Genomic DNA, 25,833 nt, shown 5'->3' on the forward strand with positions numbered 1-25,833 from the left:
ATTTTTCCGCATTAACACATGAACGGATCACCATCAGGCTCTCAGTCCACGGCACCCGGCTTTCCACTGTTGCCTGGCGCGACCATCGGCATCCTGGGAAGCGGCCAGTTGGGCCGCATGCTGGCGATGGCCGCTAAGCAGTTGGGATATCGCGTCGCCATTTTCTCCCCGGACTCGCACTCCCCGGCTGGTCAGGTGGCCGATGAGGAAGTGGTGGCCAGCTATGCGGATCTGGAGGCGGTGCGACGGTTTGCGGCAACCGTCCAGGTGGTCACCTTTGAGTTTGAGAACGTGCCATCCGCGACTACACAGGCGGCCTCTGAAGTCTGTCCGGTGAGGCCGGACGGCCGGGTTCTGCACATCACGCAACATCGGCTTCGAGAGAAGACCTTTCTCCAGGAACATGGTTTCCCGGTCACCCCGTTCCGACGCATTGGCAGCGAGCAGGAACTTCAGCGGGCGGCTCAGGAGTTGGGGTTACCGGCGGTGCTCAAAACCGCCAGCTTTGGCTACGACGGCAAAGGGCAGGTGAAGGTCAGGGGGGCGTCGGATCTGGAATCGGCATGGAGGAGCTTGGCAGGTGCCGAGGGGATCTATGAGGCCTTTGTGGATTTTGAGAAGGAGATATCCGTCATTGGGGCTCGGACTGCCGCCGGTGAATTTCGGGCTTTTCCGGTGTTTGAGAACCAACACGCTAACCACATTCTCGATGTGACTTTTGCTCCGGCGAACATTGATCGCTCACTGGCAGAGCAGGCGGAATCGCTAACGGCCGGCATCCTCAAGGCGCTCCAGGTCGTCGGGCTTTTGACCGTGGAAATGTTCCTCACGCGGGACGGTAAACTGCTCGTGAATGAGCTCGCCCCGCGCACGCACAATTCTGGGCATTTAACTCTTGACGCGGCCGTGACGAGTCAATTTGAGCAGCAATTGAGGGCTGTTTGTGGGCTGCCATTGGGTGCGACGGATCTGCATGCGCCCGCGGCCATGGCGAACCTGTTGGGGGATGTTTGGGGTAAGGGGATTCCTCGTTGGAACGAAGCTCTGAGGGACCCGGGCATTAAACTTCACCTCTATGGTAAACAGGAGGCCCGGGTTGGTCGGAAAATGGGACATTTGACGGCATTTGGGGGCGTTTGTGCCGATTCCGTGCGGCGGGTTCGAGAGGCACGTGACCGCTTGATGTGAAGTTTTTTGAAAAACATGTTGCACGGCTCCATGCATTTGCTATTTTCCGCGCTCCGTTTCGTCCCGTGTTCGGGATGAGCGTATTAGTCGAACCGATAACCGAAGCTCTCCAGGAGCCGGGAATGATGGCTCGACGCCTCCGAGAACAAACTCGGTTTTATTGATTTTATGCCAGTCAAAACCTTTAGGCCGTTAACGCCGTCGACGCGATATATCACCATCGCGTCGTTTGACGACATTACGAAGACCCGGCCCGAAAAAAGCCTGGTGGAGATTAAGCGACGATCGGGCGGGCGCAATGCCTACGGTCGTGTGACTGCCCGGGGTATCGGCGGCGGTCATAAGAAGAAGCTCCGCTTGGTGGACTTTCGGCGCAATAAGCATGGTGTGGAAGCTACGGTGGCTGCGATCGAGTATGATCCCTGCCGCAGTGCCCGCTTGGCGCTGTTGCAGTACACCGATGGGGACAAGCGGTATATCCTCTGTCCTCAAGGACTGCAGGTTGGAGCTAAGTTGATGAGCGGTGAGACGGCCCCTCCCGAGTTGGGAAACAGCCTCCCGCTGAAGTCGATTCCGGTCGGCATTCAGATTCACAACATCGAGCTGAGCCCGGGTCGCGGTGGGCAGATCGTCCGCTCGGCTGGCGGCGCGGCGATGCTGATGTCGCGTGCTGAGGGATATGCTCAGGTGAAGTTGCCTTCCGGCGAAATCCGCAAGATCAACGAGGTTTGCTTTGCGACCATCGGTCAGGTGGGCAATGTGGACCACTCGAACGTGATTTTGGGTAAGGCGGGTCGCAGCCGTCACCGTGGCATTCGCCCGGTGAATCGTGGTGTGACGCGTAACCCTGTGGATCATCCGAATGGTGGTGGTGCCGGTAAGTCCAAGAGCGGTGGTGGTCGTCAGCACCTCACCTCGCCCTGGGGTCTTTTGGCCAAGGGCTACAGGACTCGTAATCGTAGAAAACATTCCAACCGGTTCATCCTGGTTCGCCGCGATGGCCGTCCGATGAAGCTCAAGTAACCGCAACCGTATGGGACGCTCAATCAAAAAAGGCCCGTTTGTAGATTTGCATCTCCTGGAGAAAATCCAGAAGGCGAAATCGACCAGCTCCAAGGCCCCGATCAAGACCTGGTCGCGACGTTCAATGATCACCCCCGAATTTGTCGGGCTGACATTCAATGTTCACAACGGCAAAGTATTCAACCCGGTCTTCGTGACTGAAAACATGGTGGGTCACCGTCTCGGCGAATTTTCGCTGACCCGCACCTTTAAGAAGCATGGTGCGCATACGGCGAAAGCGGAGGCCAAATAGTATGGAAGTTAAAGCTATTACCCGGAACGTTCGGATGTCGGCTCAGAAGATGCGCGAGGTGGTTCGCCAGATTCAGGGCATGCCCGCGCTGAAGGCTCAGGCTGCCTTGGCGTTCGTTTCCCGCAAATCGGCTCGCGTGGTTGCCAAGACGCTCAAGTCGGCCATCGCGAACGCTGAGAACAACAACGGCCTCAAGGCTGAAAATTTGACGGTGCGCGAGGCTGTGGCCTGCACCGGCTTAACAATGAAACGGTTCACTCCCAAGGCCCGTGGCTCGGCTGGTCCGATCCTCAAACGGACTTGCCATGTGCGAATTGTGCTTTCTGACGAGTAAACGATATGGGCCAAAAGACTAACCCGATCGGTCTCCGCGTCGCGGTCAATAAAGACTGGCGATCTAAGTGGTATGCCGACAAAAAGGACTTCGGTCGCTTGCTGACCGAGGATCAACTGATTCGCTCAATCCTCAAGAAAAAGCTCGAGGCTGCCTCGGTGCCACGCATCTTGATCGAGCGCGCTGCGACCCGCTGCCGCGTCACCATTCTCACGGCTCGTCCGGGGGTGGTCATCGGCCGTAAGGGTTCAGAAATCGACAAGCTCAAGGAGGAATTGAGCAAGATGACCGGCAAGGAAATCTACGTCGACATCCTCGAAGTCAAGACTCCCGAGTTGGATGCCCAATTGGTCGCCGAGAACGTGGCTCTCCAGCTGGAGCGCCGGGTTTCCTTCCGTCGAGCCATGAAGAAGGCGGTTCAGACCGCCATGGACCTGGGTGCCGAAGGCATCAAGATCCGCTGTGGTGGTCGTCTTGGCGGCGCCGAATTGGCGCGTGTCGAAATTTACCATGAGGGCAGTGTTCCGCTCCATACCTTGCGTGCCAACGTTGACTACGGATTCGCTGAGGCGAAAACGGTCTATGGCATTTTGGGTGTGAAGTGCTGGATCTGCAAACAAGACGAAAAGAAAGACAAGGCCCCGGCGCCTCGTCCGGCTGAAGCCTTGGCTCCTGCTGGCAAGTAACCCATTAAAGATTCTTAGGAGACGCCTATGCCATTGATGCCCGCAAGAGTGAAGTATCGCAAAATGCATCGGGGAAGCCGCGCAGGCACTGCCTACCGTGGTTCCACCGTAGCATTTGGCGAATATGGACTGCAGAGTCTCGAACGCTGCTGGTTGGATACCAAGCAGATTGAAGCGGCCCGGGTCGCCATCGCACGCAATATGAAGCGTCGCGGCAAGGTGTGGATCCGGATCTTCCCTCAGAAATCCTTTACGAAGAAGCCTTTGGAAACTCGTATGGGTAAGGGCAAAGGCCCGCTTGAGTCTTGGGTTGCCGTGATTCGTCCGGCTAACGTCCTGTTCGAAGTGGATGGGGTGCCCGAAGCCTTGGCTCGGGAGTCTCTTCGCTTGGCGGCTACCAAGCTGCCGATCCGGACTAAATTCATCTCCCGCCATCGTGTGGCCGCGTAAGGCCTGCGCAAGGAATTTGACGACATGAAATCTTCCGATCTGAAAGACCAAACAGTTGCCGAGTTGCAGGTGAAGAGCCGCGACCTTCGGCAGCAGCTCTTCAAGCTGCGATTGCAAAAGGCCTCCAGCCAGCTGGAGAAGCCTTCGGAACTCAGAAACCTCCGTCGGAGCATCGCACGGGTGGAAACAAGAATCTCGGAACTGCGGAAACAAGCTGCCTGACCTTAAGTATGGAACAGACGAATAAAACCGGCGGTCATCGTAAGGAACGGGTGGGTGAGGTGGTGTCTAACAAAATGACCAAGACCATCGTGGTTCGGGTCGAACGACGCTTCCCGCATCCGCAGTTCAAAAAAGTAATCACCCGTTACAAGAAGTTTTACGCTCACGATGAGAAGAGCGAGGCGAAGCCTGGCGATCGCGTTCGCATCCAAGAGACTCGTCCGCTTTCGCGCACCAAGCGGTGGAAGTTGGTGGAAGTGGTTGAGCGCAACACTGAGGCGACCCCTGTCGCAGTCTAAATCTAAGATACTATGCTGCAGATTCGTTCCATATTGGACGTTGCCGACAACACAGGTGCCAAGCGCGCGGCCGCGATTGGCGTCCTCGGCAAGAATCAACGCTACGCCCGGATTGGCGACGTGATTAAGGCCCACATTAAAGAGGCGGCTCCGGATGGGACCGTTAAGAAGGGCGAGGTTGTGAATGCGGTGGTCGTTCGGACTCGGCAGGCGATTCGCCGTTCTGACGGCTCGTATCTGCGTTTCGATTCCAACGCGATTGTCATCATCGACAAGGAAAACAACCCTCGCGGAACCCGTATCTTTGGACCTGTGGCGCGCGAGCTGCGGGACAAGCGGTTCATGAAGATTATTTCGCTCGCACCGGAGGTGATTTGATTTATGGCTAAGTTGCATGTTAAGCGCGGAGACGAAGTGGTCGTCATTGCTGGCTCCGAGCGGGGTAAGCGCGGCAAGATCATCCAGGTTCTCACCAAGAAGAATCGGGTCATCGTCGAGGGCGCCCAAATGATCAAACGGCACATGAGGAAGAGCCAAACTCATCCTCAGGGTGCGATCGTCGAGCGGGAAGGAACTATCCATTCGTCCAATGTGATGTTGGCTGAACGCTACGATTCCAAGGCCGCGAAGCGCGGCGGGACGAAAACCAACTAATAGAACGTCCTGTTTACTACGTCACGAAGCGCGTCAGTTACCACTAATTTTCGGAAATGAAACCGAGACTTTACACCAAGTATCAGGCCGAAGTGCGGCCGGCCCTGCAGAAGAACCGGGGCTACAAGAACGTTCACCAGGTGCCTCGCATCGAGAAGATCGTGGTCAACATGGGCGTGAGTGCCTCCCTCGAAAAGGGAGCCATCGAAGATGCCGCCAAGGATCTGCAGATGATCACCGGGCGTAAGCCGGCCATCAGCAAGTCGCGCAAGAGCATCGCGAACTTCAAGCTGCGCGAAGGTCAGCCTATCGGCTGTCGCGTCACGCTCCGTCGCGACTGCATGTATGAGTTTCTGGATCGGTTGGTGGCCGCCACCTTGCCTCGTATCCGTGACTTTCGTGGGATTTCGAGCCGCTCCTTCGATGGTCGCGGCAACTATTCCTTGGGCATCGCCGATCAAACGGTGTTCCCGGAGATTGAATTGGAAAAGATCAAACGTCAGCAGGGCATGGACATCACGATCGTGACTTCCGCCCCGACCGATGCTGAGGCTCTCGAACTGCTCAAGTTGATGGGCATGCCGTTCGCGGAGAATCGCTAACGAGTTTGGTGAATCTTTGAGAAGACTTTAACCTTATGGCCAAGAGATCCTGGTTGGAACGTAATAAGAAGAAGGCTCGCACGGTGAAGAAGTATGCGGCCCTGCGCGCCGAGCTGAAGGCGAAGGGCGACTACGCCGCTTTGTCGAAGCTCCCGCGTAATGCTAGCCCCGTGCGGTTGGTAAATCGCTGCCGGATTTCCGGCCGTCGCCGCGCCTTCATCCGAAAATATGGCGTATCTCGTTTGACGTTCCGCGAATTGGCGCTGAACGGACTGATTCCTGGCGTGACTAAGGCCAGCTGGTAACCTATGACCGACACGATTGCAGATTTGTTGACCCGGATCCGTAACGCGCACCGAGCGCTCTTGACGGATATTGAGCTGCCGCACTCCAAGATGAAGCAGGCCATTGCTGCCATCTTGAAGAAGGAGGGCTACATTGTGGACTTTAGCGTGGAGGGCAAGACTATCAAACGTCTCAAGCTCAAGTTAAAGTATGATGGACGACGCAGTGTTATCACTGGCATTCGTCGCGTGAGCAGCCCAGGGCTCCGTCGCTACGTCGGGTCTACCGAGATTCCTCGGGTCCGCGGTGGCCTCGGGACCGCGATCCTCTCCACCTCGCAAGGGGTCATGAGCGGTGCGGAAGCTCGTAAGCAGAACTTGGGTGGCGAACTCCTCTGCTACGTTTGGTAACTTCAATTTACAGCCATTATGTCACGAATTGGTAAGCAACCGATTGCGATTCCCGCCAAAGTTAAGGTGGAGATCAAAGGCAGTCAGCTCCGCGTCGAGGGGCCCAAAGGTAAGCTCGACATGACTCTTCCGCGCCGCACGTCCGCCAAAGTGGCTGACAACCAGGTCGTGGTGTCCCGGGATGGGGAAGATGCTGAGGCCAAGGCCATGCACGGTTTAGGTCGTGCCTTGGTCAACAACATGGTCAAGGGCGTCAGCGATGGCTTCGTCAAGAAGCTCGAGATTCAAGGCGTCGGATTTAAGGCCGCTGTCCAAGGGGCAGTTGTCAATCTGAGCTTGGGGTATTCGCATCCCCTGAACTACCCCATTCCCGCCCAAATCAAGGTCACGGTCGAAGAAAACACCAAGCTGACCATTGAAGGGCCGGATAAGGCCTTGGTTGGTCTCGTGGCCTCCGAAATTCGGGCCTTCTACCCCCCTGAGCCTTACAAGGGCAAGGGCGTCCGCTACTCGGACGAAAAGGTGATCCGCAAGGAAGGCAAGACCGTACAGTAACCGATTTAACGCCACGGCCAAACCCGTGGCTCCAAAAACATGCAGATCCAGAACAAACAACGTCTACGCCGCCTCCGAAAGCTTCGCATTCGCAAGGTGGTCGTCGGCACACCGGTCCGCCCCCGCTTGTCTGTCAAATTCAGCAATGCGCACATCTACGTTCAATTCATCGACGATTCAGCCCGCGTCACTTTGGCGGCCGCCTCAACGAAGGTCAAAGGTGGCAAGTCGGTGCTCAAGGCGAACATCGATGGCGCGACCAAGTTAGGGAAACTCGCGGCTGAAGCTGCTTTGGCCAAAGGGATTAAGAAAGTTGTGTTTGACCGCAATGGCATTCGCTACCACGGGAAGGTGAAAGCGCTTGCTGACGCGGCTCGCCTGGGTGGTCTTGAATTTTAACCGCGGAAGGAATTAATCACCGTGTCAGATCCTATCAAAAGCAATAACGAAGGTGCAAAGCCCGCTGGGCAGCCGGGTAACAGCTCGGGTGGCCAGGGTGGCGGGGGCGGCTATTTCGGTGGCGGCGGCAATCGCGGCGGCGGGCGTGGGCCTGGACGTGGACCTCGGCGTAACCGGGGCGATGGCGATGGCGACCAAAACGGCAACGAACTCGCCGAGAAAGTCGTTTATATCAATCGCTCCGCTAAGGTGGTTAAGGGCGGTCGTCGCTTCAGCTTCAGCGCTCTGGTTGTCGTTGGAGACAAAAAGGGCCGTGTAGGGTTGGGCCTTGGTAAAGCCGGGGAAGTGGCTGACGCGATCCGCAAAGGCGGGGAAATCGCCAAAGGACGCATGATGCCTATTTCTCTGCGCGATACCACCATCCCGCATGAGGCTTTGGCCGATTATTGCGGTGCTCGCGTGCTGTTGCGACCTGCCTCTCCCGGAACCGGGGTCATCGCCGGTAAGACCGTTCGGGCCGTTTTGGAATCCGTCGGCATCCGTGACGTTCTGAGCAAATCGCTGGGATCCAAAAATCCGTCCAATGTAGTCAAGGCAACCTTCGCCGCTCTGCGCCAGTTGCGCCTCCGCGAAGACATCCTGAGGAGCCGTGGCATCGTTGTGCGGACCGCTGCTGCGGCTGCACCGGTTGCTGCGACGCCTGAAACTCCTGCTACTACCTGAATCTAGATATGTCACTTCGTCTCCATAATCTTAAACCTCGACCTGGTGCTAAACACCGCCGGAAGCGGCTTGGTATCGGTGAGTCCAGCGGCCACGGCAAAACCAGCGGTCGCGGTGGAAAAGGTCAGTCTGCTCGTTCAGGCAGCTCCATCCGTCCCGGGTTCGAAGGGGGCCAGATGCCCCTCTTCCGCCGTATGCCCAAGCGCGGGTTTAACAACATCAGCCACGCGACGCGCTATCTCGTTGTCAATGTGGCTTCTCTGAACAGCTTTGCTGATGGCGCGACCGTAGACACTGCGGCGCTCCGCAAAATTCGTGTTGCCTCTGGCCGCTTGACCAAGCTCAAGATTCTGGGCGATGGGGACTTGACCCGCAAGCTCACGGTCGTAGCTCATGCCTTCACCGCCACCGCCAAAGCCAAGATCGAGGCCAAAGGCGGTAAGTGCGAACTCGTAACAGCCTAAGCTGAACCCCCGCACCCGGCATGCTCGGCAACATTTTTAATACCTTCGCTAACTGCTTCAAGATCCCCGAACTGAAATCGAGGATTTTGTTCACGCTAGTTGTTTTGGCCTTGTGTCGAGTGGTGTCGATGTGCCCCCTGCCTGGTTTGGATGGGGAGGCGCTTAAGAACTTCTTCGACCAGCTTGCAGCGCGTGCAGCGAGGGGCGGAGATTCCGGTGGTTCCTTCCTGGGCATGTATAGCATGTTCACCGGAGGTGCCCTTGAGCGTTGCGCGGTGGGCTCCTTGGGCATCATGCCCTACATCAGTGCCACGATCGTTATTCAGTTGCTGACGGCGGTGATTCCCTCCTTGAGCAAGCTCGCTCGTGAAGAGGGCGGACGCACCAAGATCATTCAATATGGTCGTTATCTGACCGTGTTTCTCTGCTTGGCAGAAGGCCTCTACATGAGCACGACCTGGGAAAACCCCAGCACTCTGTTCGGTGGTGCTGAGTTTCCTGGTAAGCTGGTGATGTATGACAACATCATCTGGTACCGCATCCAGACGACGATCATCTTGACCGCTGGAACGATGCTCCTGATGTGGTTTGGTGAGCAGATCACCGAGCGCGGCATTGGCAACGGAACGTCACTGGTAATCAGTATCGGTATCTTGGCTCGGCTGCCTCAGTCCTTCCTGGGCCTCAAAGACATGTTCACCGGTGGAGAGACTGGTGAGCCCAGTGGCTTCAACATTTTCTATATTATTGCCTTGGTCTTACTGCTGCTCGGGGTGGTGGCCGGGGTTATCGCGGTGCTTCAGGCACAACGCAAGGTTCCGGTGCAGTATGCCCAGCGAGCTGTGGGGCGGAAGGTGGTTTCCGGAGGAAGTTCCTTCCTGCCGCTCCGAGTTAATTATGCGGGCGTCATGCCCATCATTTTCGCGCAAGCCATTCTGATGCTTCCGGAGCGCGCCCTGAGTTTCCTGGGGGCCCAGTTTTCGATCCCCCTCTTTTCGCGAATGGCCACCTATCTGACCGAAGGTGCTGTGCTCTACATCGTGCTTTACGGTCTGATGATTCTGTTTTTCTCCTACTTCTGGGTTGCCACGCAGTTTAATGAGCTGCAGATCGCGGATGACCTGAAAAAGCACGGGGGATACATTCCCGGTGTGCGTCCCGGTCAAGCCACCAGCGACTTCCTCCATAACGCGATGAGCCGGATTACCTTCGCGGGTGCCATTTTCCTGACGCTGATCGCTGTGATTCCGATTCTCCTGAACCGCGAGATGAAGATTCCATTCCAGGTTGCGACGTTCTTCGGTGGAACGAGCATGCTCATCCTGGTCGGTGTGCTTCTGGACACGATGAGACAGATGGAATCGCATCTGATGATGCGTCACTACGACGGGTTCCTTAAGAAGGGTCGGGTCCGTGGACGTTACTAATCTGCCCTGGACCAAAGTCCGTGGTAGATCTGAAACGGGTCTTTGACTAAAACCCAAACATGATCAGCATCAAGAACGAGCGGGAGATCGTCGCGATGCGGGAAGCGGGTAGGATCGCTCGGGAAGTGTTGGAAGAAGTCGCTGCTTACGTTCAGCCCGGGATGACGACCAAGAAGGTCGATCAGTACGCTGGCGAATGTATTGCGCGCCATGGTGCGAAGAGTGCGTTTTTGGGATACAAGAAGTATCCGTGTCAGATTTGCATCTCGGTGAATGAAGAAGTGGTGCATGGTCTGGCTAGTGAGCGTCGCGTTGAGTTTGGCGACATTGTCAGCTTGGATGTTGGGGTCTACTGGAACGGATTTGTTGGGGATACGGCGAAGACCGTGGCGGTTGGCGGTTGCAGCCTGGATGCCCAACGTCTGATGGATGTGACCGAGAAGTCGCTGGCTGAGGGTATCGCCCAAGCGCGTGCGGGGAATCGGGTGGTTGACATTTCGCGGGCGATTCAGACCTGCGTTGAGTCCCACGGTTTTAGCATTGTTCGAGAATTTGTTGGCCATGGGGTAGGACGATCGGTCCATGAAGAGCCTCAGGTGCCGAACTATGTGGACGGTAAGAGCAGCCCGAAGCTGCGGCCCGGGATGACGATCGCGATCGAGCCGATGGTCAACGCGGGTAAGCCACAGGTTCGACAGTTAAATGACGGCTGGACAGTCGTTACCAAAGATGGTCAACTTTCTGCTCATTTTGAGCATACGGTTCTCATTACTGAGGCCGAAGCGGAGATTTTGACTTGGCCGGCGAAGAGAGTATCAGGGTCGAAGGGACGGTAGTAGACGTCCTGAAGCCTCGTTTGTTCCGGGTGGAACTGGCAAACGGGCATCATGTGCTGGCGCATGTCTCTGGAAAGTTCCGCCTTCAATTTGTGAAACTGGGTGCAGGGGATCGCGTGGTCCTCGAAATGTCACCCTACGATTTGTCGAGAGGGCGTATAGCCTGCTCGGTGTAAAATTTTTGATATGAAAGTCAGAGCATCAGTTAAAAAGCTTTGCGAAAACTGCAAAATCGTGCGGCGGCGGGGGATCATTCGGGTGATCTGCTCCAACGCGCGACATAAACAGCGGCAGGGGTAAAAGACTATGGCACGTATTATCGGAGTTGAAATTCCGGGTGAGAAGCGGATCGACATCGCTCTCCGCTACATTTACGGCATCGGGCCCGTGAATGCGAAGATCATCCTTGAGCGGGCGAGCATTGATGCGAGCATCCGGGCGAAGGATCTGACCGAAGCTCAGATGTCGCAAATTGTTCACGTCATCCAAGAGGGCAAGTATGTCATCGAGGGTGATCTCCGCCGAGAACTCGGGTTGAATCTGAAGCGGCTGCAAGCCATCAAATGCTATCGAGGTGTGCGGCATTTGAAGAGCCTTCCTGTCCGTGGGCAACGCACCCAGACCAACGCCCGCACACGCAAGGGACCGCGCCGCACCGTCGGTGTTCAGCGGAATCCCAATGCCAAAACGGGAATTCACTAAACCATTTTTTCTATGGCCGACGAAACCAAGCCTGCAAAGACTCCTGCCGAAAAGCCTGCTCCCGAGAAGTCGGGCGACGAGGCTAAACCCGCTAAAGCCAAGAAGGCTGCGGCTCCTGCCGCTGCTGCCGACAAGGCGTCCGCGGACAAAGCAGCGGCCGCTCCTGCCGCCCCTGCGAAACCCGCCGAACCTGTTGCCGGGAGCGCTCCGACTGCCGCGGAACTCCTGGGTGATGATGCCAACGCCAAAAAGATCATCAAGGCGAAGGGCTCTAAGAACATCACTACGGGCATCGCCAACATCTTGGCGACCTTCAACAACACCCAAGTGGCCATCACGGACATGCAAGGCAACGTGATTGGTTGGTCCAGCGCCGGGCGCGTGGGCTTCAAGGGTAGCCGCAAGAGCACTGCTTTTGCCGCTCAACAGGTGGCCCAAGACGCCGCCCGCCAAGCCATGTCCCACGGCATGCGCGAGGTCGAGATCCGAGTCAAAGGTCCTGGTTCTGGCCGCGAATCCGCGATCCGAGCCCTGCAGGCGATTGGCTTGGAAATTTCCGTGATCAAGGACGTCACTCCGATCCCGCACAATGGATGCCGGCCCCGGAAGAAGCGTCGCGTGTAATCTTTTCAACTGTAACTGACTAAACCCAGCGGATCTCATGGCTCGTTATACTGGTCCTCGCGTTCGAATTAGCCGCCGTTTCGGCGTGCCCATCTTTGGCCCCACGAAGTATCTGGAGCGCCGTAACTACGGCCCAGGTGTTCATGGCCCGAAGTCCCGTCGTAAGTTTACCGACTACGGCCTGGGGCTCATTGAGAAGCAAAAGCTGCGCTACTACTACGGGTTGATGGAACGTCAGTTCCGCAACGTCTATGAGCGCGCGCTCCGCCGTCGTGGTGTCACGGGCGAGCAGATGCTCCAGATTCTCGAGACTCGCCTCGACAATGTGGTGTATCACTTGGGTTTCGGACTCACCCGTCCGGCAGCACGTCAGTTGGTCGCACACGGCCACGTCAAGGTCAATGGCCGCAAGGTGAATGTGCCGTCGTTTGCCTTGAAGGTTAACGATGTGGTGGAAGTCAAGGACGTCACCGTCTCTCGCCAACTCGCTGCCAAAAACCTGGAGTCTTCCACCAGCCGTACGGTTCCCGACTGGCTTTCCTTGAACAAGGAAGGCTTTAAGGGGTCTGTGATGCGCATTCCTACTCGCGATGAGATCCATCCGATTGCGAATGAGCAGGCCGTTGTTGAATTTTATTCCCGCTAAACCTGTAACCAATGCGCCACTCATCGAGTGGCGCTTTGCAATTATATGGGCCGGGGCATCCTTCGGGAATAAGGGAGGCCTTGGTCAGTTTAAAATTGCCACCAAATACATATGCCAGTTCGTTTAGGTCGTTTTGAAATGCCGAAGCGGTTGACCAAGGATGAGGCCACCGCCACCGACACGTATGCCAAGTTCATCGCCGAGCCCTTTGAAACGGGCTACGGTCATACTATTGGCAACTCCCTGCGTCGTGTGCTGTTGTCCTCGCTTGAGGGCGCTGCCATCACCTCTCTAAAGATCGATGGTGCCATGCACGAGTTCACCACCATCGACGGGGTGGTTGAGGACATGACCGACATCGTCCTGAATCTCAAGAAGGTCCTCTTCAAGGCGCATTCCCGTGAGACCCAGACCTTGTTGCTTTCGGTGAACAAGGAAGGTGCGGTGTATGCCGGAGATATCCAGCTGAACCAGAACATCGAGCTGGTGAACCCCAAGCAGCTGATTTGCACCCTCGACAAGAAGAAAAAGTTCGAGATGGAGCTGGAAGTGAAGATCGGTCGTGGCTTCTGTCCTGGCGACGAGAATAAGAAAGTGGACCAGCCGATCGGCGTGGTTGCGATCGATTCTCTGTTTTCTCCCGTGACGCGCGTGCGTTATGCCGTTGAGAACGCGCGGGTAGGCCAACGCACGGATTACGACAAGCTGTTGGTGGAGGTTTGGACGGACGGTCGTATGACCCCCGACGACGCCCTCACTCAGGCCTCCGCGATCCTTCAGCATCATCTTGATGTTTTTGTTGGATACGACAAAAACGCGATTGAATTTGAGGAAGTTCCTGACAAGCAGGACGACGAGAAGGCTAAGATGCGCAAGCTTCTCAATATGAGCGTCAACGAGATTGAGCTCAGCGTCCGTGCTGCGAACTGCCTGAACAATGCAAACATCACCACTGTCGGCCAGTTGGCGATGAAGACAGAGTCCGAGATGCTTAAGTACCGCAACTTCGGCAAGAAGTCGCTGAACGAGATCAAGGAGAAGCTGGCCGCTTTGGGCCTCAGTCTCGGTATGAAGTTCGAGAATGAGCTGCTCGAGCAGCCCAAGGAAGAAACCAAGATTGTCACAGAATAACTGAGTTGTTATGCGCCACCTTAAGCGAACGGCTAAACTGGGCAGGACGTCTGAGCACCGCAAAGCGTTGCTAGCGAACCTGGTTTGCAGCCTCATCAAATCGAAACGAATCACCACCACGCTCGCCAAGGCGAAAGCTGTCCGGCCGGTAGCTGAGAAGATTCTTACCTTGGGCAAAGAGGGTACTCTCCATGCCCGCCGGCTCGTTGCAGCCCGCCTTCACCAGAATTCCCGCTCCCTTTTCGAGAGCAAGGAAGTTCGGCTGAAGTGGCGCCAGAACGAGGACGTTCTGCGGATCCTTTTCGAGGATATCGCCCCGCTGTTTAAGGAACGCAACGGTGGTTACACGCGCATCATCCGTCTGGGACAGCGCCAGGGTGACGCCGCTGAGATGGCCATTCTGGAGTGGGTCGACAAGCCTGCATCCACCGAGGTCGTGAAGACCGAGGAAAAGGCCGCCACCGCTAAGGCTTAAGCCTTCCGTCCCAACAAAATTGCAAGACCCCGGTCACCTTACGGTGGCCGGGGTCTTTTTGTATCCTAGTCTAGCTGCTCGCTTGGCACCGAGATTAAAGCCTCGGCTTAGCCTTTCTCGATGCAGGCATAGGCATTGTGGTTGTGGATGCTTTCGTAGTTCTCGGCCTCCACCTTGTACCAGGTTACCTCTGGATGGGCGTTTAACTTGACGGCTACGTTCCTGACCAGATCCTCCACAAACACAGGGTTTTCATAGGCTCGCTCGGTGACCGCCTTCTCGTCTTCGCGCTTCAGTAGGGAATACAGCTCACTGCTTGCCGAGCTTTCGACGATGGCGATGAGATCCTCGATCCACACGATGTTTCTTGAGCGGATCGCCACAGTCACTTCGCCTCTTTGGTTGTGGGCTCCGTAGCGGCTGATGGCCTTGGAACACGGACAAAGTGTTGTGACTGGCGCCTTAACGGTCAGTACAAAATCGATCTCCTTGCCCGTCGCGGTCGCCTCGAATCGGGCGACGTAGTCCAGCAAGCCGCTTAAACCCGATACCGGTGCCTTCTTCTCGAGAAAGAAAGGGAATTCCATCGTCAGATGGGACGTCGCCGCTTTGAGCTTGTGCTGCATCGCAAACAGAATGTCCGGGATGTTTTCCACATGAACCACATTGCCGTGGGCATTCAGGACCTCCAAAAACCGGCTCATGTGGGTGCCTTTGAACTCTTTTGGCAGGTCGACGCACATGGTGAGGGTGGCGATAGTGTTTTGGAGGCTCTTGGCCTTGTCGCGCACCTGCACGGGAAATCTCAATCCGCGCACGCCTACTTTATCGATACGAAGTTCGCGGTGGTCCCGTTCATTTTGCTTGTCGTGCAATGTCGATTTAACCCGGATCGCGCCAGACTCGACCGAGTTCGCTTTTAGCCCATCACCATGATTCATAGCCTGCAACGTAGCAGCGGCCCTAGCTGTTGCAAAAGAAATTCATGCCCCTGGTAAGTTGCTTTGGATAATGGGGATGCCTCGAATGGCCAGCTTTCGAGACCCGGGCACTCGGCTGAGTTTAGCTCCTGAGGAGCCGCGAGTCCCGACCAGGGCGCGGTTCATCCCGGAAACGGCGTGACAAGAATAGTTGATAGTCATGCAAGACTTCGATAGCAGGCATCCTTGCACTACCCCGCTTGCAGTTCCATTGTCCTAGTGGTTAATCGAACTGCTCACGAAGCCGATCAACCAGGTAGGATAAATATATGAACAACATGGGAAGCGTTCGCACCAGACATCCAGCGCTCATTGCCTGGGTTCAAGAGATGGTGGATCTGTGTCAGCCGGACCGGGTTTTCTGGTGTGATGGCTCAGAGGAGGAGCGACGGTTTTTGACCGCTGAGGCGGTTCGTCAGGGCGTCCTGATTGAGCTTAACCAGGACAAACTGCCGGGCTGCTACTATCATCGATCGAACCCCAACGACGTCGCTCGCGTCGAACAGTGCACCTTTATCTGCAGCGAATCGGCCGAGGACGCTGGTCCGACCAACAATTGGATGGCTCCTTCGGAGGCGTATCGCAAGCTTTATGATCTCGCTCGGGGCGGGATGCGAGGCCGCACGCTCTATGTGATTCCTTACCTGATGGGCCCGCCCAACTCTCCCATGTCGATGGTGGGGGTAGAGCTCAGCGATTCCATCTATGTAGCACTGAACATGCGCATCATGGCGCGCATGGGTGAAATAGCCCTGAACGAGCTGGGCGATCGGGGTGACTTCAGCCGCGGCCTGCACGCCATGCTCGATGTAAATCCCGAACGGCGATTCATCTGCCACTTTCCGGAGGACAACACGATCATCTCGGTGGGGTCGGCTTATGGAGGGAATGTCCTGCTCGGTAAAAAGTGTCTCGCGCTGCGCTTGGCGTCCTGGCGAGGGCGCAAGGAGGGGTGGCTTGCCGAGCACATGCTCATCCTGGGTGTCGAGTCCCCGCAAGGTAACCGGACCTACGTCGCCGCTGCCTTTCCCAGCGCCTGCGGCAAAACCAATTTCGCGATGATGATCCCTCCCGATCGATACCAGGGTTGGAAAGTCTGGACCATCGGCGATGACATCGCCTGGATGAAGCCGGGGCCTGACGGGCGCCTCTACGCGATCAATCCCGAGAACGGTTACTTCGGCGTGGCGCCCGGAACGAATTTTCAGTCGAACCCCAACGCGATGCGAACGATCGCGAAGGATACCATTTACACGAACGTGGCCTTGCTGCCGGACGGCGATGTCTGGTGGGAAGGCAAGGATGGCCCTCCGCCCGCCCACTGCACCGATTGGAAGGGAGATCCTTGGACGCCGGAATCGAAGGAGAAAGCCGCTCATCCCAACAGCCGGTTTACCGCGCCGATGCGCAACAATCCCATGCTGGCGGACGAGGTGGAGAATCCGGCGGGGGTGCCCATCAGCGCGATCATTTTCGGGGGGCGGCGTGCGACGACATTGCCTTTGGTCTATGAGGCCTTCAACTGGATCCATGGAGTTTACATCGGCGCTACGATGGGATCTGAGACGACGGCGGCCGCGTCGGGTGCGGTTGGGCAGGTGCGGCGAGACCCGATGGCTATGCTGCCCTTCTGCGGCTACAACATGGCTCACTACTTCAGGCACTGGCTCAACATGCGGAAGCGGATGAAGTTCCCGCCACGGATCTTTAATGTGAACTGGTTTCGGAAGGACAATGATGGAGCGTTTTTATGGCCAGGGTTTCGCGAGAACATGCGCGTCCTGAATTGGATCATTGAGCGGTGCGCGGGGAAGGTGGGCGCGTACGAAACTCCGTTGGGCTGGTTTCCCAACCCGAGCGAGTTCGATGTGGAAGGCCTCAAAGGTTTCACGGAGAAGGATTTTGAGCGAGTTCAGACGATTGATCTGGAGGAGTGGCGGCGGGAGGTGATCTCGCAGGACGAGTTGTTCATACGCCTCTATTCTTATCTGCCCAAAGAGATGATCTTTCAGCGGGAGTTGTTGGTGGCGCGGTTATAGCCCGCCCGCGCCCGGGGGGCGAACCTGGGATTGGTTCTTGTTCTTGGGGTCATGAGCTGGCAACAAGAGGGGGAAGCGCATGGCAACAACTCAGATCTCTCCGGCAACCAGCCGCTTGCTCGCCCTGGATGTGTTTCGCGGCTGGACGATTGCGTTCATGATCATTGTGAACACCCCCGGGAATGGGGAGCGTTCATGGTCTCCATTGCAGCACGCCAGTTGGCACGGCTTTACTCCTACCGATTTGGTGTTTCCCTCTTTCTTGTTCATCATCGGAGTCTCGGCTTTTTTTTCCCTTCGCAAGTTCCAAGGACAGCCTCCCGGCCAAGTGCTCCCCAAGATCTGGCGTCGAACGGGCATACTCTTCCTGGTCGGCATGCTGATGTGGTACATCCCCGGGCTGGTTGCAGCGGTCTTTTCCGGAAAGTTGGTTACCTTTCTGCAAGAGTTCGTTTCCAATGTTCGGGTGCTCGGCGTGCTAGGCCGGCTCGCGCTCTGCTACGGGATTGGTGCAACCCTGGCTTTGCGACTGTCCCCGCGCGCGCTGGCCGGATTCGGTGTGGTGGCCCTGCTGGCCTACTGGGGGCTCATGCGAGCCTTTGGTCAGGGACCGGATCCGTACGCCTTGCCGACGAATGCCGCTCTGCGCTTCGACCTCTGGCTGTTGGGGCCGAACCATCTCTACCATGGAGAGTCCGTGGCTGGGAAGCCGTTCGCCTTTGACCCGGAGGGGGTGCTGAGCACGCTACCGGCACTGGTGACCTTCATTATCGGGTTCCTCTGCGGCCGATTCCTCCAGCAGAACCCCGATCGCCGATGGGCGATCAGCGAGCTGTTTCCGGTTGCTTTTCTACTCGTGGCCACCGGGTTTCTTTGGGACTACTGGCTGGGCTTCCCCATCAACAAGAAATTATGGACCAGTTCCTACACGCTGTTTGTGGGGGGACTTTCCCTGTTCCTCCTCGCGTTTGCCATCTGGCTGGTGGATGTCAAAGGCAAGGCTCGTTATTTAAGTTTCTTCCATGTCTTCGGGCTGAATCCGCTGGTCGCTTATATGGTTTCCGAAATGGGGGTGGTGATCCTCCAGACTGTGTCGATCGCCGGGGCGGAAGGTAGGAGCCAAACGGCTTTCGGCTGGCTTTACGCCCATACCGGGGCAGCCCTCGTTGGTGACAATGGCCTGGGTTCGTTCCTGTTTTCGCTGCTCTACATGGGGGCTTGCTGGATCGTGTCCTGGATTTGTTATCGCCGCGGTCTCATTATTAAGGTTTGAAGCATCCGGCTCGTCGGGGAGCGCTGTCTTGGGGCAATACCCGCTTAGCGTTGGGCAATCGACGTGGGGTTCCCTGCTTGCGCGCGTCCGATGGTTTTACTATGGCTCAGCCACTCGAACGTTCAGGCCGACGACCTCCGATTGGTGCGGGGGGATCGCAGGGCAGGTTGCTCGAATTCCTCCTGAATCCCTGCTCCTATCCCCACCATCCAAAGCGCGTTCGCCTGATTCAAACGCACTCGGCCTTCGTCTTCATCGTTCCTCCCTTTGTCTACAAGGTCAAAAAAGCGGTGAACTTTGGCTTTTTGGATTTCTCCACTCTCGCGAGACGTCGGGCTGCGTGCGAGAGGGAGTTGGAGCTGAACCGACGACTCTGCGACGGGGTCTATCTGGAGGTGGTTCCTATCTCTCGGCAGGCCCGACAACTGATCTTGGGTTCCGGGGGGCAGGTGATCGAATACGCCATCCGGATGAAATACCTGTCCCAGAGTCACATGCTGGACCGGCTGGTGAGGCAGGGGAAGGTCGGCACTCGGGACATTCAACGGATCGCCGTTACCCTGGCCAGGTTTTATACCAACCAACATCCCAGCGCTGAGGTTGAGTCCTGGGGGCGGCCGGTCCGCTTGCGCCTGAGCACGGATGAAAACTTCGCCCAAACTCGAGAATTCGTCGGGCGAACCCTGAGCTCGGTGGCGTATCGGACGGTTCGCGCCTTCACTCAGCGCTTTTACCAGTCGGGCGGCCTTCTGCTAGCCAACCGGGTGAAGGAACGACGAATTCGCGACTGCCATGGAGATCTGCATCTGGAACATATCCACCTCACCCCGCATGCGCTTCACATCTACGACTGCATCGAGTTCAATGATCGGTTTCGCTATGTGGACGTAGCGAACGATATCGCGTTCCTGGCGATGGATCTCGACCACGAGGGACGTCCAGACCTCGCCCGAGCCTTGGTGCACCGCCTGATCCGGGAGCTTGGGGATCCTCACCTCGCGCGACTGCTGCCCTTTTACAAGTGTTATCGCGCCTACGTTCGTGGCAAGGTCGAGAGCTTGCATAGCCTGGCGGAGTCGGCCCCTCCGCAGGAGCGAACGGCCAGTGCGCAACGGGCCGCAGGCTATTTCCGCCTGGCATTGGCCTATGCTATCGGCGCGTCGGAACCTATGGTCCTGGTGGTGATGGGGCGCATCGGATCCGGCAAGAGCAGCGTGGCGCAGGCCTTGGGTGCTGAATTGGGCTGGCCGGTTTTCTCGTCCGACGCCCAGCGCAAAGGGCTGGCTGGATTCCCGCTCCACGGACGCAGCGACGATCAGGCTCGGAAGGTGCTTTATTCCCAAGGGATGACGCACCGAACTTACCAGGCTCTGCTGAAGTCCGCGTTGCATTCCGTGCGGCAGGGCCAATCCGTCATCCTGGATGCCACCTTTGCGCGGCGTTCGCAGCGGGATTGGCTGCGGGGAGCCTTGGCAGCGAAGGGGCTTCCGTTGCGCTTCGTGGAACTCGTGGCGACCGATCGAGAAGTCAAGCGACGGTTGCAGCGGCGGGAACGATCCCCGATGGAAGTATCGGATGCTCGCTTGGAGGATTTTACGACGCTGAGCGGCCTCTACCAACCCGCGTCGGAGCTGCCGTTGCACACGGTAGTCCGAGTGATCTCCCACGGTACGGTCGAGCGGGTCACCTCCTCCGCGCTCAGTCGATTGGCCCGGCTCGCCGCTGATCGCCCGGTGGAGGCAGCTTAACCCTTTATTACTTTCAGTTGGTCTCCTGCCGGTTCTGTGGGTAATCCTACCCTTCGTGACCGGCGGCCCTCCACTATCTACCTCTGGCGATCGAAAATCGCCCCCGAAGACGATTTCCGTTGTGATCCCTGTTCTGAACGAGGTGAACGGTTTGGAAGAAACGGTGCGGCGGGTGCGTCGGGTCGCCGAGGTTCGCGAGATCATCGTGGTTGACGGGGGTAGCCACGATGGAACCCAGGCTTTGGCCCGATCCCTGGGCTGCTCGGTTTTTGTTGCTGCTCCCGGCCGGGGGGGACAGATGCGACTCGGAGCCCAACAGGCCACCGCCGACGTGGTTTGGCTGCTTCACGCCGACACGTGGGTGGAGTCGGATGCGGGTGAGGTCATGCTGCAATGTCTACGCGATCCTGCAGTGGTAGCGGGTGGGTTTTGGAAGCGGTTTCGTGAAACTCGTCTGCTTCTTCTAGGGTCCAGGTTCAGATGCGCCGTGCGCGTCTGGATCGGGAGACGGATCGTGGGAGATATGGCAATGTTTATCCGCCGCGAGGTTCTTGAGCAGATTGGCGGAGTGCCCGACATGGAGCTGATGGAGGATTTTGAGCTTTCCCATCGCTTGCGCAAGGTCGGTCGGTTGGCTCTCGCCGACGGCGTGGTGACGACGTCGGCTCGGCGGTTTATCGAGAAGGGAGTTCTCTCCACCTACTTCAAGATGTGGCAGATCACCATGCTCTATCGACTCGGGCGCTCTCCTGCTGAACTCAGACGCCGCTATGGTTGAGGGGCCTCAAACACCCAGGTATTTGGAAGGATTCCGGATTCGGTCGATCCGCTCAGCCTCCTGCTTCGCCGCCGCTTGTTGCTGCCGGTGCTTGGCCGCGGCATTTCGGAAGAATGTGGGAAGCGTGAAGATCTGTCGAACCAGTTCTGTCAGCTTCCTAAGGACACGTCGAAGGGGTTGCATGCGGGAGGGTTTTGCGGGCTTGGTTCAGCCCATGGGGCCCAGTTTTCCAGCTCGGAAGGCAGCGGCGATGCCCATGGGCACCTGAACCTCCGACTCCACGACCAGGGCTCGCATTTCCGCGACGCGAGCCGTCATTTCCTGAGCCTCCGCGACCGCGGCTGCGCGACGAATCTCCGCGTGGGCCTGAGCGATGAGCTTGTTCGCTTCGGCTTGCTCGGCTTGCAGCTTGGCCCCGATGTTCTCGCCCACGTCCAAGTCAGCGATATCCAAGGACAGAATCTCGAAGGCCGTGTTGGCGTCCAGGCCTTTGTTCAACACAGTTCGAGAGATCAAGTCGGGGCTCTCCAGCACCTCCTTGTAAGTGGCCGACGAACCAATCGTGCTGACAATGCCTTCTCCGACCCTCGCGATGATAGTTTCCTCCGTCGCCCCGCCGACGAATCGGTCCAAGTTGGTTCGCACGGTGACGAGTACCCGTGCCTTGATGATGATTCCATCCTTGGCCACTCCCGTGATGGTCAGCTTGCCTGAGCTAGGGGCTGGGCAGCCGATCACTCGGGGATTGATCGAGGTTCGAACGGCTTCAATGAGTGTCTTTCCGGTTCCCTTGGTAGCCAGGTCTATGGCGCAGGCGCGATCAAAGCTCAGGGGGATGGCTGCCTTTCGGGATGCGATGAGAGCCAGCACCACCATGGGCACGTTCCCGCCGGCCATGTAGTGGGTGGAGAGATCATCGATGGAGAGCGGCAGGCCCGATCGAACAGCGCTGATCCGGTTGTCCACAATGAGTCCGACCGGCACGCGACGTAGTCGAAGCGCGATGAGTTCCGTCCAGGTGATTTTAGCACCGGAGAACAGCGCCCGCAGATAGATCCATCCAAAATTGGCCAGCAGGAGCGCGAGAGCCAGCAGTATGATGATCCCGATGCCCAGGGCCGGCAGCTCCCAGGACGCACCGAGAATTACTGCTTGGGCAGTGACGGGAGACATGTCGAGGAGGGGGGAGAGTGGGTTCATCGCTGGATGAGCTAGCAGGTAGCATGGGACGGAGCTACCGGGCGGATCTTCGGAGGGGGGATTTGGTATTCGAACAGGAGTTTGTAGCGGAGCAGTTGGTGGCAAGGGATCTTGTCGATCGTATGCCTGGTCAACCAGCCCTGGCAGGAGATCTCGCCGGAGGCCATCGGCAAGCCGAGGCTGACTGCTTCGGCGATCACTGAGCTCAGGTCAAAGTCCCCGCGGATGCATTCGGGGTTAGGACAGTCTAAGCGGAAAACCGTTCGAGCGTGTTCTGGGTTGACGGTGTATTTGATCTGATGATTCCGCCCCAGGCCTTCGGAAGTATAGTGGCCGAACTCCACAGTGAGCGATTTCAGGTTGGGATAGGTCGCGGCCAGGCTTGCGGAGGCCTTGCTTCTCAGGTCTTCTTGCCGGCGGTAGTCCGCGCGTGGGGTCACTCTGCGTTGGCTTGTCATGTCTGGCCTTTATCCGTGCGTGAACGTTGTATCGGCATCAATTTAGAGGCGAATCTTCACTGCCGAAAAGTCCAACGGGTTGAAATGTCGGGTGAATGTCGGGTGAATCCGCCTCGGTCAAGGTAGCAGGCGCTTCTTTGCTTGGCCATGGGGTAAACACCCCATGGTGAAGTCGCATTTAGTGTCGCAGGGTTAGATGTGAACATGCACCCAGACCTTCCGCGATCTGCGTCAGAAGGAAGGAAGCTCGCCGCTGCGACCGCGAAGCTCAGCCACCCCCTGGCTGTGTTCAAGAGGCGGTATGCTGCCGGCTTGCGGTCCTACCTGCTCCGGGAGACTTCCCCTCGGGCGGCGACCCAGGTGCAGCTCCGACTGGGACAGCGTGCGGCGCGACTTGGGATCGGGGTTTTAGAGGTCGCACGCATGCACGAGCGTTGCCTGCAACAGCTACCGGGCCTCCGAGGCCGTAGCGTGGTTCAGGAGCGGGCTGGGTTGTTTTTTCGAGATGTGATAAGGCCATTGCTGGCCAGGGTCGCTGTCATTTCGAGAAGTCGCCTGGCAACGAGCCGGTTGGAGCTGAGGCTTAAGCGTCGAAATGCCGAGTTGGAGTCTACACGCGCCCGACTCCAGAGGAGCGTATTGGTGCGGCAACGGCTTCAAGCCACGTTGAAACGATCTGGAGATCAGAATTCGCGACTATTGGCTCAATCACTGCGCATGCAGGAGGTTTTTCGGCAGACGACCCGGAGGGTGTTGATCCGGATGGAGGAGGAGCGGGGCAAGGTCAGCCGCCAACTGCATGACGATGTGGCCCAGACGCTGCTCGGCATCAATGTACGGTTGATCTCGATGCGAAAGGACGCCAGTGACCAATCCCGCTGGTTTAGGAATCGTATGGCCAGCACCCGGCGGTTGGTGGGACAATCCGCCAAATCCATGAAATCCATGGCCCTTCGCCTGAGTAAGAAATGAAACTCCGAGATCAGCGGGTTGCCCGCCGTTATCATACCGCACTGCATGCCTACCTAGGACGAAGGGGCAGTGCATCGACGGAGGTGGTGTGCCATCTCGGTAAGAATGTATTGAACCTCGGTGTAAACACACTCCGGCTAGCCAAGCTTCACGACGAGATCATGACCTTGGAGCTGTTGCCGGATTGTGTTCCCTCCAGACGTCCTGCACTGATACGAAGGGCTGGGTTCTTCTTCGCTGCCGCCATTACCCCCATCAAGGGGGTTCCAAAGGAAGGGCGAGCTGCGGAAGCCCGGTTGAGCCGGTTTATTGCGACCCTCAGTCAGCGCACTGTGCAGTTGGCGGCGTCCAATCTGGAACTCAGCCGGGAGATCACTCAGCGGAAATCCGTGGAGAAGGCTCTGAAGAAGAGTGAGCAGCACTATGCCCGCCTGCTGAAACAGTCCGACCGGCTTCAGGAACAATTGCGAGGACTCTCCCGACAAATCCTCGCCGCTCACGAGGAAGAACGGAAGAAGATCAGTCGCGAGCTTCATGATGTGATCGCTCAAACCCTGACTGGCATCAACTTGCGCCTTTCCACCTTGAGGAAGGATGCCGCCCTGAACACCAAGGGTTTGGATCGCAATATTGGTCGGACTCAGCAGTTGGTGGAGCGGTCCGTGAACATCGTCCACCGATTCGCGCGCGAGTTGCGTCCCGCGGTGCTGGACGACCTCGGTTTGGTTCCCGCGCTGCAGTCCTTCATCAAGAACTTTATCGAGCAGACTCGGATTCCCACCAGCCTCGTGGTATCCTCCGGCATGCAGCGTTTGGATGCCACCCGAAGAACCGTGTTGTTCCGTGTCGCGCAGGAGGCCCTGACCAATGTCGCCCGACACGCGAAGGCGCGTCACGCGCAGGTGCGGATTCAATGCGGCTCTCGAAACATCCAAATGGAGATTCAGGACGACGGAGTCGCCTTCCGCGTTCAGCCCGTGATGCGCTCGCTCAGTGGTAGGCACCTGGGCTTGCTTGGCATGCGTGAGAGATTGGAGATGATCGGGGGCGAGCTTCAGGTCGACTCGACGTCTCGGACGGGCACATTGATTCGTGCCAAGATTCCCTTGGGCAAGGCCTCTCTTGGAGGTGTTAGCAAGGGTAGAAGTCGACGCAAACCAAAGGAAATCGGACCCCCCACATTATGAACCCTATCACTGTTCTGCTCGCGGAAGACCACACCATGGTTCGTGAAGGTTTTCGCGCCATGCTCGCCCTGGAACGCGACATTGAAGTTGTTGGTGAGGCCAAGGATGGACGTCAGGCAGTGGTCATGACGTCCCGACTGAAGCCTGAAATCGTGCTGATGGACATTGCCATGCCCTTGCTGAACGGTCTGGAGGCCACGCGCCAAGTGATGAAGCTGGTGCCTTCCACAAAGGTATTGGTCCTCTCCGCCCACAGTGACGATGCTTACATCGACGCTGCCATTGAGTCAGGCGCAGTGGGTTTCTTGTTGAAGCAGACTTCCTCGAGTGATGTGTGCCGCGCCATTCGAGAAATTCACGCGGGAAGGAGATTCTTTAGCCCCTCGATTTCTCGTCGTTTGGGCCAGCTCGAATCCACTACAACTCGGAGGGTCGGTGCCTTGAAAGATCGGGTGGCCCAGCTCACATCCCGTGAACGAGAGGTCCTTCAGCTGATCGCGGAGGGCAAGGCCAACAAGGAGACGGCAGTTGAGCTTGGCATCGGGATCAAGACAGTCGAGAAACACCGGGAGCACCTGATGGAGAAACTCGATATTCACGATACGGCCGGCTTGACTCGCTATGCCATTGGCGCTGGCATCATCGAGAGCAGCGTGCAGACTACCACACGCTCCTCCTCTTGACTCGTTCTTGGTCTAACATGTCTGGATCAGCAGCTCCTAGCTATGGGACAAAACCCCACCCCCCGCAATTGAATGGTAGGGTTATACC

Annotated in this window: 37 protein-coding genes; 33 read left to right on the forward strand and 4 right to left on the reverse strand. The window is 57.4% G+C overall.

Annotation, left to right across the window (positions count from 1 at the left end; genetic code table 11):
* The first annotated feature begins 18 nt into the window (after positions 1–18).
* The 26 genes from JNN07_01485 to rplQ all read left to right on the forward strand — a co-directional run bounded on the left by JNN07_01485 (position 19) and on the right by rplQ (position 14,427).
* Complete coding sequence (locus tag JNN07_01485; protein ID MBL9166392.1) at positions 19–1,188, forward strand: 5-(carboxyamino)imidazole ribonucleotide synthase; 1,170 nt, start codon at positions 19–21, stop codon at positions 1,186–1,188.
* 168 nt (positions 1,189–1,356) lie between these two features.
* Positions 1,357–2,211, forward strand: a complete 855-nt coding sequence (gene rplB / locus JNN07_01490; GenBank protein ID MBL9166393.1) for a 50S ribosomal protein L2 — start codon at positions 1,357–1,359, stop codon at positions 2,209–2,211.
* 10 nt (positions 2,212–2,221) lie between these two features.
* Positions 2,222–2,503 carry a 30S ribosomal protein S19 gene (rpsS, locus tag JNN07_01495; protein ID MBL9166394.1) on the forward strand — a complete coding sequence of 94 codons (282 nt, stop codon included), beginning with the start codon at positions 2,222–2,224 and terminating at the stop codon, positions 2,501–2,503.
* 1 nt (position 2,504) lies between these two features.
* Entirely contained in the window at positions 2,505–2,837 is a 333-nt protein-coding gene (rplV, locus tag JNN07_01500) for a 50S ribosomal protein L22 (GenBank protein ID MBL9166395.1), read from the forward strand.
* Positions 2,838–2,842: 5 nt separating this feature from the next.
* Positions 2,843–3,523: a 30S ribosomal protein S3 gene (gene rpsC, locus JNN07_01505; protein ID MBL9166396.1), complete on the forward strand. Its 681-nt coding sequence runs from the start codon at positions 2,843–2,845 to the stop codon at positions 3,521–3,523.
* 27 nt (positions 3,524–3,550) lie between these two features.
* On the forward strand, positions 3,551–3,973 hold the full coding sequence (gene rplP / locus JNN07_01510; protein MBL9166397.1) for a 50S ribosomal protein L16: 423 nt from the start codon (positions 3,551–3,553) through the stop codon (positions 3,971–3,973).
* Between the two features lie 24 nt (positions 3,974–3,997).
* Positions 3,998–4,195 (forward strand): 50S ribosomal protein L29, encoded by a 198-nt coding sequence (gene rpmC / locus JNN07_01515; GenBank protein ID MBL9166398.1) that lies wholly within the window; start codon positions 3,998–4,000, stop codon positions 4,193–4,195.
* 8 nt (positions 4,196–4,203) lie between these two features.
* A complete protein-coding gene (rpsQ, locus tag JNN07_01520; protein MBL9166399.1) occupies positions 4,204–4,494 on the forward strand; it encodes a 30S ribosomal protein S17 in 291 nt (96 codons plus the stop codon).
* A 12-nt stretch (positions 4,495–4,506) separates the two neighbouring features.
* Complete coding sequence (gene rplN, locus JNN07_01525) at positions 4,507–4,872, forward strand: 50S ribosomal protein L14 (protein ID MBL9166400.1); 366 nt, start codon at positions 4,507–4,509, stop codon at positions 4,870–4,872.
* 3 nt (positions 4,873–4,875) lie between these two features.
* On the forward strand, positions 4,876–5,148 hold the full coding sequence (locus JNN07_01530; GenBank protein MBL9166401.1) for a 50S ribosomal protein L24: 273 nt from the start codon (positions 4,876–4,878) through the stop codon (positions 5,146–5,148).
* 56 nt (positions 5,149–5,204) lie between these two features.
* On the forward strand, positions 5,205–5,750 hold the full coding sequence (rplE, locus tag JNN07_01535; GenBank protein ID MBL9166402.1) for a 50S ribosomal protein L5: 546 nt from the start codon (positions 5,205–5,207) through the stop codon (positions 5,748–5,750).
* Between the two features lie 35 nt (positions 5,751–5,785).
* Positions 5,786–6,055 (forward strand): 30S ribosomal protein S14, encoded by a 270-nt coding sequence (gene rpsN, locus JNN07_01540; protein ID MBL9166403.1) that lies wholly within the window; start codon positions 5,786–5,788, stop codon positions 6,053–6,055.
* Between the two features lie 3 nt (positions 6,056–6,058).
* Positions 6,059–6,445, forward strand: coding sequence for a 30S ribosomal protein S8 (rpsH, locus tag JNN07_01545; protein MBL9166404.1), 387 nt, complete (start codon positions 6,059–6,061; stop codon positions 6,443–6,445).
* Between the two features lie 18 nt (positions 6,446–6,463).
* Positions 6,464–7,000, forward strand: a complete 537-nt coding sequence (rplF, locus tag JNN07_01550) for a 50S ribosomal protein L6 (protein MBL9166405.1) — start codon at positions 6,464–6,466, stop codon at positions 6,998–7,000.
* Between the two features lie 39 nt (positions 7,001–7,039).
* Entirely contained in the window at positions 7,040–7,399 is a 360-nt protein-coding gene (locus JNN07_01555; GenBank protein MBL9166406.1) for a 50S ribosomal protein L18, read from the forward strand.
* A gap of 33 nt (positions 7,400–7,432) precedes the next feature.
* Positions 7,433–8,122: a 30S ribosomal protein S5 gene (gene rpsE, locus JNN07_01560; protein MBL9166407.1), complete on the forward strand. Its 690-nt coding sequence runs from the start codon at positions 7,433–7,435 to the stop codon at positions 8,120–8,122.
* Between the two features lie 8 nt (positions 8,123–8,130).
* Positions 8,131–8,586 carry a 50S ribosomal protein L15 gene (gene rplO, locus JNN07_01565; protein ID MBL9166408.1) on the forward strand — a complete coding sequence of 152 codons (456 nt, stop codon included), beginning with the start codon at positions 8,131–8,133 and terminating at the stop codon, positions 8,584–8,586.
* A 20-nt stretch (positions 8,587–8,606) separates the two neighbouring features.
* Positions 8,607–10,013 (forward strand): preprotein translocase subunit SecY, encoded by a 1,407-nt coding sequence (gene secY, locus JNN07_01570; GenBank protein ID MBL9166409.1) that lies wholly within the window; start codon positions 8,607–8,609, stop codon positions 10,011–10,013.
* A gap of 59 nt (positions 10,014–10,072) precedes the next feature.
* Entirely contained in the window at positions 10,073–10,849 is a 777-nt protein-coding gene (gene map / locus JNN07_01575; GenBank protein ID MBL9166410.1) for a type I methionyl aminopeptidase, read from the forward strand.
* Entirely contained in the window at positions 10,810–11,025 is a 216-nt protein-coding gene (gene infA, locus JNN07_01580; GenBank protein ID MBL9166411.1) for a translation initiation factor IF-1, read from the forward strand. Before map ends, infA begins: the two co-directional genes overlap by 40 nt.
* A gap of 10 nt (positions 11,026–11,035) precedes the next feature.
* Entirely contained in the window at positions 11,036–11,149 is a 114-nt protein-coding gene (gene rpmJ / locus JNN07_01585) for a 50S ribosomal protein L36 (protein MBL9166412.1), read from the forward strand.
* Positions 11,150–11,155: 6 nt separating this feature from the next.
* Entirely contained in the window at positions 11,156–11,551 is a 396-nt protein-coding gene (gene rpsM / locus JNN07_01590) for a 30S ribosomal protein S13 (protein MBL9166413.1), read from the forward strand.
* A gap of 12 nt (positions 11,552–11,563) precedes the next feature.
* Positions 11,564–12,175, forward strand: coding sequence for a 30S ribosomal protein S11 (gene rpsK / locus JNN07_01595; GenBank protein ID MBL9166414.1), 612 nt, complete (start codon positions 11,564–11,566; stop codon positions 12,173–12,175).
* A gap of 37 nt (positions 12,176–12,212) precedes the next feature.
* Entirely contained in the window at positions 12,213–12,821 is a 609-nt protein-coding gene (gene rpsD, locus JNN07_01600) for a 30S ribosomal protein S4 (protein ID MBL9166415.1), read from the forward strand.
* A gap of 138 nt (positions 12,822–12,959) precedes the next feature.
* The gene (locus JNN07_01605) at positions 12,960–13,952 is read left to right on the forward strand and encodes a DNA-directed RNA polymerase subunit alpha (protein ID MBL9166416.1); all 993 of its coding nucleotides are present in this window, start codon (positions 12,960–12,962) and stop codon (positions 13,950–13,952) included.
* Between the two features lie 10 nt (positions 13,953–13,962).
* Entirely contained in the window at positions 13,963–14,427 is a 465-nt protein-coding gene (gene rplQ, locus JNN07_01610) for a 50S ribosomal protein L17 (protein MBL9166417.1), read from the forward strand.
* A 107-nt stretch (positions 14,428–14,534) separates the two neighbouring features.
* On the opposite strand, the gene JNN07_01615 is transcribed toward rplQ, so the two are convergent.
* A complete protein-coding gene (locus JNN07_01615; GenBank protein ID MBL9166418.1) occupies positions 14,535–15,368 on the reverse strand; it encodes a GTP cyclohydrolase I FolE2 in 834 nt (277 codons plus the stop codon).
* A 308-nt stretch (positions 15,369–15,676) separates the two neighbouring features.
* Here JNN07_01615 and JNN07_01620 point away from each other — a divergent pair, with 308 nt between their 5' ends.
* The 4 genes from JNN07_01620 (at position 15,677) to JNN07_01635 (ending at position 21,245) form a co-directional block, all read left to right on the forward strand.
* The gene (locus JNN07_01620) at positions 15,677–17,446 is read left to right on the forward strand and encodes a phosphoenolpyruvate carboxykinase (GTP) (GenBank protein ID MBL9166419.1); all 1,770 of its coding nucleotides are present in this window, start codon (positions 15,677–15,679) and stop codon (positions 17,444–17,446) included.
* Positions 17,447–17,525: 79 nt separating this feature from the next.
* Positions 17,526–18,719, forward strand: a complete 1,194-nt coding sequence (locus tag JNN07_01625) for a hypothetical protein (protein MBL9166420.1) — start codon at positions 17,526–17,528, stop codon at positions 18,717–18,719.
* Positions 18,720–18,820: 101 nt separating this feature from the next.
* The gene (locus tag JNN07_01630; GenBank protein ID MBL9166421.1) at positions 18,821–20,467 is read left to right on the forward strand and encodes an AAA family ATPase; all 1,647 of its coding nucleotides are present in this window, start codon (positions 18,821–18,823) and stop codon (positions 20,465–20,467) included.
* Between the two features lie 121 nt (positions 20,468–20,588).
* Positions 20,589–21,245 (forward strand): TIGR04283 family arsenosugar biosynthesis glycosyltransferase, encoded by a 657-nt coding sequence (locus JNN07_01635; protein ID MBL9166422.1) that lies wholly within the window; start codon positions 20,589–20,591, stop codon positions 21,243–21,245.
* Positions 21,246–21,251: 6 nt separating this feature from the next.
* On the opposite strand, the gene JNN07_01640 is transcribed toward JNN07_01635, so the two are convergent.
* The 3 genes from JNN07_01640 to JNN07_01650 are packed head-to-tail and all read right to left on the reverse strand — an operon-like array spanning position 21,252 to position 22,903.
* Positions 21,252–21,428 carry a hypothetical protein gene (locus JNN07_01640; GenBank protein ID MBL9166423.1) on the reverse strand — a complete coding sequence of 59 codons (177 nt, stop codon included), beginning with the start codon at positions 21,426–21,428 and terminating at the stop codon, positions 21,252–21,254.
* 24 nt (positions 21,429–21,452) lie between these two features.
* Positions 21,453–22,418, reverse strand: a complete 966-nt coding sequence (floA, locus tag JNN07_01645; GenBank protein ID MBL9166424.1) for a flotillin-like protein FloA — start codon at positions 22,416–22,418, stop codon at positions 21,453–21,455.
* A gap of 38 nt (positions 22,419–22,456) precedes the next feature.
* Entirely contained in the window at positions 22,457–22,903 is a 447-nt protein-coding gene (locus JNN07_01650) for a hypothetical protein (GenBank protein ID MBL9166425.1), read from the reverse strand.
* A gap of 204 nt (positions 22,904–23,107) precedes the next feature.
* Between JNN07_01650 and JNN07_01655 the strand changes: the two genes are divergently transcribed.
* The 3 genes from JNN07_01655 to JNN07_01665 are packed head-to-tail and all read left to right on the forward strand — an operon-like array spanning position 23,108 to position 25,745.
* Positions 23,108–23,875 carry a hypothetical protein gene (locus tag JNN07_01655; GenBank protein MBL9166426.1) on the forward strand — a complete coding sequence of 256 codons (768 nt, stop codon included), beginning with the start codon at positions 23,108–23,110 and terminating at the stop codon, positions 23,873–23,875.
* A complete protein-coding gene (locus JNN07_01660; protein ID MBL9166427.1) occupies positions 23,872–25,062 on the forward strand; it encodes a sensor histidine kinase in 1,191 nt (396 codons plus the stop codon). Before JNN07_01655 ends, JNN07_01660 begins: the two co-directional genes overlap by 4 nt.
* Entirely contained in the window at positions 25,059–25,745 is a 687-nt protein-coding gene (locus JNN07_01665) for a response regulator transcription factor (protein MBL9166428.1), read from the forward strand. The genes JNN07_01660 and JNN07_01665 overlap by 4 nt, the downstream gene beginning before the upstream one ends.
* Positions 25,746–25,833: the final 88 nt, after the last annotated feature.

The organism is Verrucomicrobiales bacterium (genome assembly GCA_016793885.1).
Classification (GTDB): domain Bacteria; phylum Verrucomicrobiota; class Verrucomicrobiia; order Limisphaerales; family UBA11320; genus UBA11320.

Bases quoted from the DNA above. Each gene is read 5' to 3' on its own strand.
- JNN07_01625 (MBL9166420.1), top strand. From the start codon at position 17,526: ATGGCAACAACTCAGATCTCTCCGGCAACCAGCCGCTTGCTCGCCCTG.
- JNN07_01530 (MBL9166401.1), top strand. From the start codon at position 4,876: ATGGCTAAGTTGCATGTTAAGCGCGGAGACGAAGTGGTCGTCATTGCT.
- JNN07_01665 (MBL9166428.1), top strand. From the start codon at position 25,059: ATGAACCCTATCACTGTTCTGCTCGCGGAAGACCACACCATGGTTCGT.
- rpsS (MBL9166394.1), top strand. From the start codon at position 2,222: ATGGGACGCTCAATCAAAAAAGGCCCGTTTGTAGATTTGCATCTCCTG.
- rplE (MBL9166402.1), top strand. From the start codon at position 5,205: ATGAAACCGAGACTTTACACCAAGTATCAGGCCGAAGTGCGGCCGGCC.
- rpsK (MBL9166414.1), top strand. From the start codon at position 11,564: ATGGCCGACGAAACCAAGCCTGCAAAGACTCCTGCCGAAAAGCCTGCT.
- JNN07_01660 (MBL9166427.1), top strand. From the start codon at position 23,872: ATGAAACTCCGAGATCAGCGGGTTGCCCGCCGTTATCATACCGCACTG.
- secY (MBL9166409.1), top strand. From the start codon at position 8,607: ATGCTCGGCAACATTTTTAATACCTTCGCTAACTGCTTCAAGATCCCC.
- rpsN (MBL9166403.1), top strand. From the start codon at position 5,786: ATGGCCAAGAGATCCTGGTTGGAACGTAATAAGAAGAAGGCTCGCACG.
- rplQ (MBL9166417.1), top strand. From the start codon at position 13,963: ATGCGCCACCTTAAGCGAACGGCTAAACTGGGCAGGACGTCTGAGCAC.
- rpsH (MBL9166404.1), top strand. From the start codon at position 6,059: ATGACCGACACGATTGCAGATTTGTTGACCCGGATCCGTAACGCGCAC.
- rplF (MBL9166405.1), top strand. From the start codon at position 6,464: ATGTCACGAATTGGTAAGCAACCGATTGCGATTCCCGCCAAAGTTAAG.
- rplV (MBL9166395.1), top strand. From the start codon at position 2,505: ATGGAAGTTAAAGCTATTACCCGGAACGTTCGGATGTCGGCTCAGAAG.
- JNN07_01555 (MBL9166406.1), top strand. From the start codon at position 7,040: ATGCAGATCCAGAACAAACAACGTCTACGCCGCCTCCGAAAGCTTCGC.
- rpmJ (MBL9166412.1), top strand. From the start codon at position 11,036: ATGAAAGTCAGAGCATCAGTTAAAAAGCTTTGCGAAAACTGCAAAATC.
- rplO (MBL9166408.1), top strand. From the start codon at position 8,131: ATGTCACTTCGTCTCCATAATCTTAAACCTCGACCTGGTGCTAAACAC.
- rpmC (MBL9166398.1), top strand. From the start codon at position 3,998: ATGAAATCTTCCGATCTGAAAGACCAAACAGTTGCCGAGTTGCAGGTG.
- rplN (MBL9166400.1), top strand. From the start codon at position 4,507: ATGCTGCAGATTCGTTCCATATTGGACGTTGCCGACAACACAGGTGCC.
- rplB (MBL9166393.1), top strand. From the start codon at position 1,357: ATGCCAGTCAAAACCTTTAGGCCGTTAACGCCGTCGACGCGATATATC.
- map (MBL9166410.1), top strand. From the start codon at position 10,073: ATGATCAGCATCAAGAACGAGCGGGAGATCGTCGCGATGCGGGAAGCG.
- rpsC (MBL9166396.1), top strand. From the start codon at position 2,843: ATGGGCCAAAAGACTAACCCGATCGGTCTCCGCGTCGCGGTCAATAAA.
- JNN07_01630 (MBL9166421.1), top strand. From the start codon at position 18,821: ATGGCTCAGCCACTCGAACGTTCAGGCCGACGACCTCCGATTGGTGCG.
- JNN07_01620 (MBL9166419.1), top strand. From the start codon at position 15,677: ATGAACAACATGGGAAGCGTTCGCACCAGACATCCAGCGCTCATTGCC.
- rpsM (MBL9166413.1), top strand. From the start codon at position 11,156: ATGGCACGTATTATCGGAGTTGAAATTCCGGGTGAGAAGCGGATCGAC.
- JNN07_01650 (MBL9166425.1), bottom strand. From the start codon at position 22,903: ATGACAAGCCAACGCAGAGTGACCCCACGCGCGGACTACCGCCGGCAA.
- rplP (MBL9166397.1), top strand. From the start codon at position 3,551: ATGCCATTGATGCCCGCAAGAGTGAAGTATCGCAAAATGCATCGGGGA.
- rpsQ (MBL9166399.1), top strand. From the start codon at position 4,204: ATGGAACAGACGAATAAAACCGGCGGTCATCGTAAGGAACGGGTGGGT.
- JNN07_01605 (MBL9166416.1), top strand. From the start codon at position 12,960: ATGCCGAAGCGGTTGACCAAGGATGAGGCCACCGCCACCGACACGTAT.
- JNN07_01655 (MBL9166426.1), top strand. From the start codon at position 23,108: ATGCACCCAGACCTTCCGCGATCTGCGTCAGAAGGAAGGAAGCTCGCC.
- floA (MBL9166424.1), bottom strand. From the start codon at position 22,418: ATGTCTCCCGTCACTGCCCAAGCAGTAATTCTCGGTGCGTCCTGGGAG.
- JNN07_01615 (MBL9166418.1), bottom strand. From the start codon at position 15,368: ATGAATCATGGTGATGGGCTAAAAGCGAACTCGGTCGAGTCTGGCGCG.
- rpsD (MBL9166415.1), top strand. From the start codon at position 12,213: ATGGCTCGTTATACTGGTCCTCGCGTTCGAATTAGCCGCCGTTTCGGC.
- JNN07_01640 (MBL9166423.1), bottom strand. From the start codon at position 21,428: ATGCAACCCCTTCGACGTGTCCTTAGGAAGCTGACAGAACTGGTTCGA.
- JNN07_01485 (MBL9166392.1), top strand. From the start codon at position 19: ATGAACGGATCACCATCAGGCTCTCAGTCCACGGCACCCGGCTTTCCA.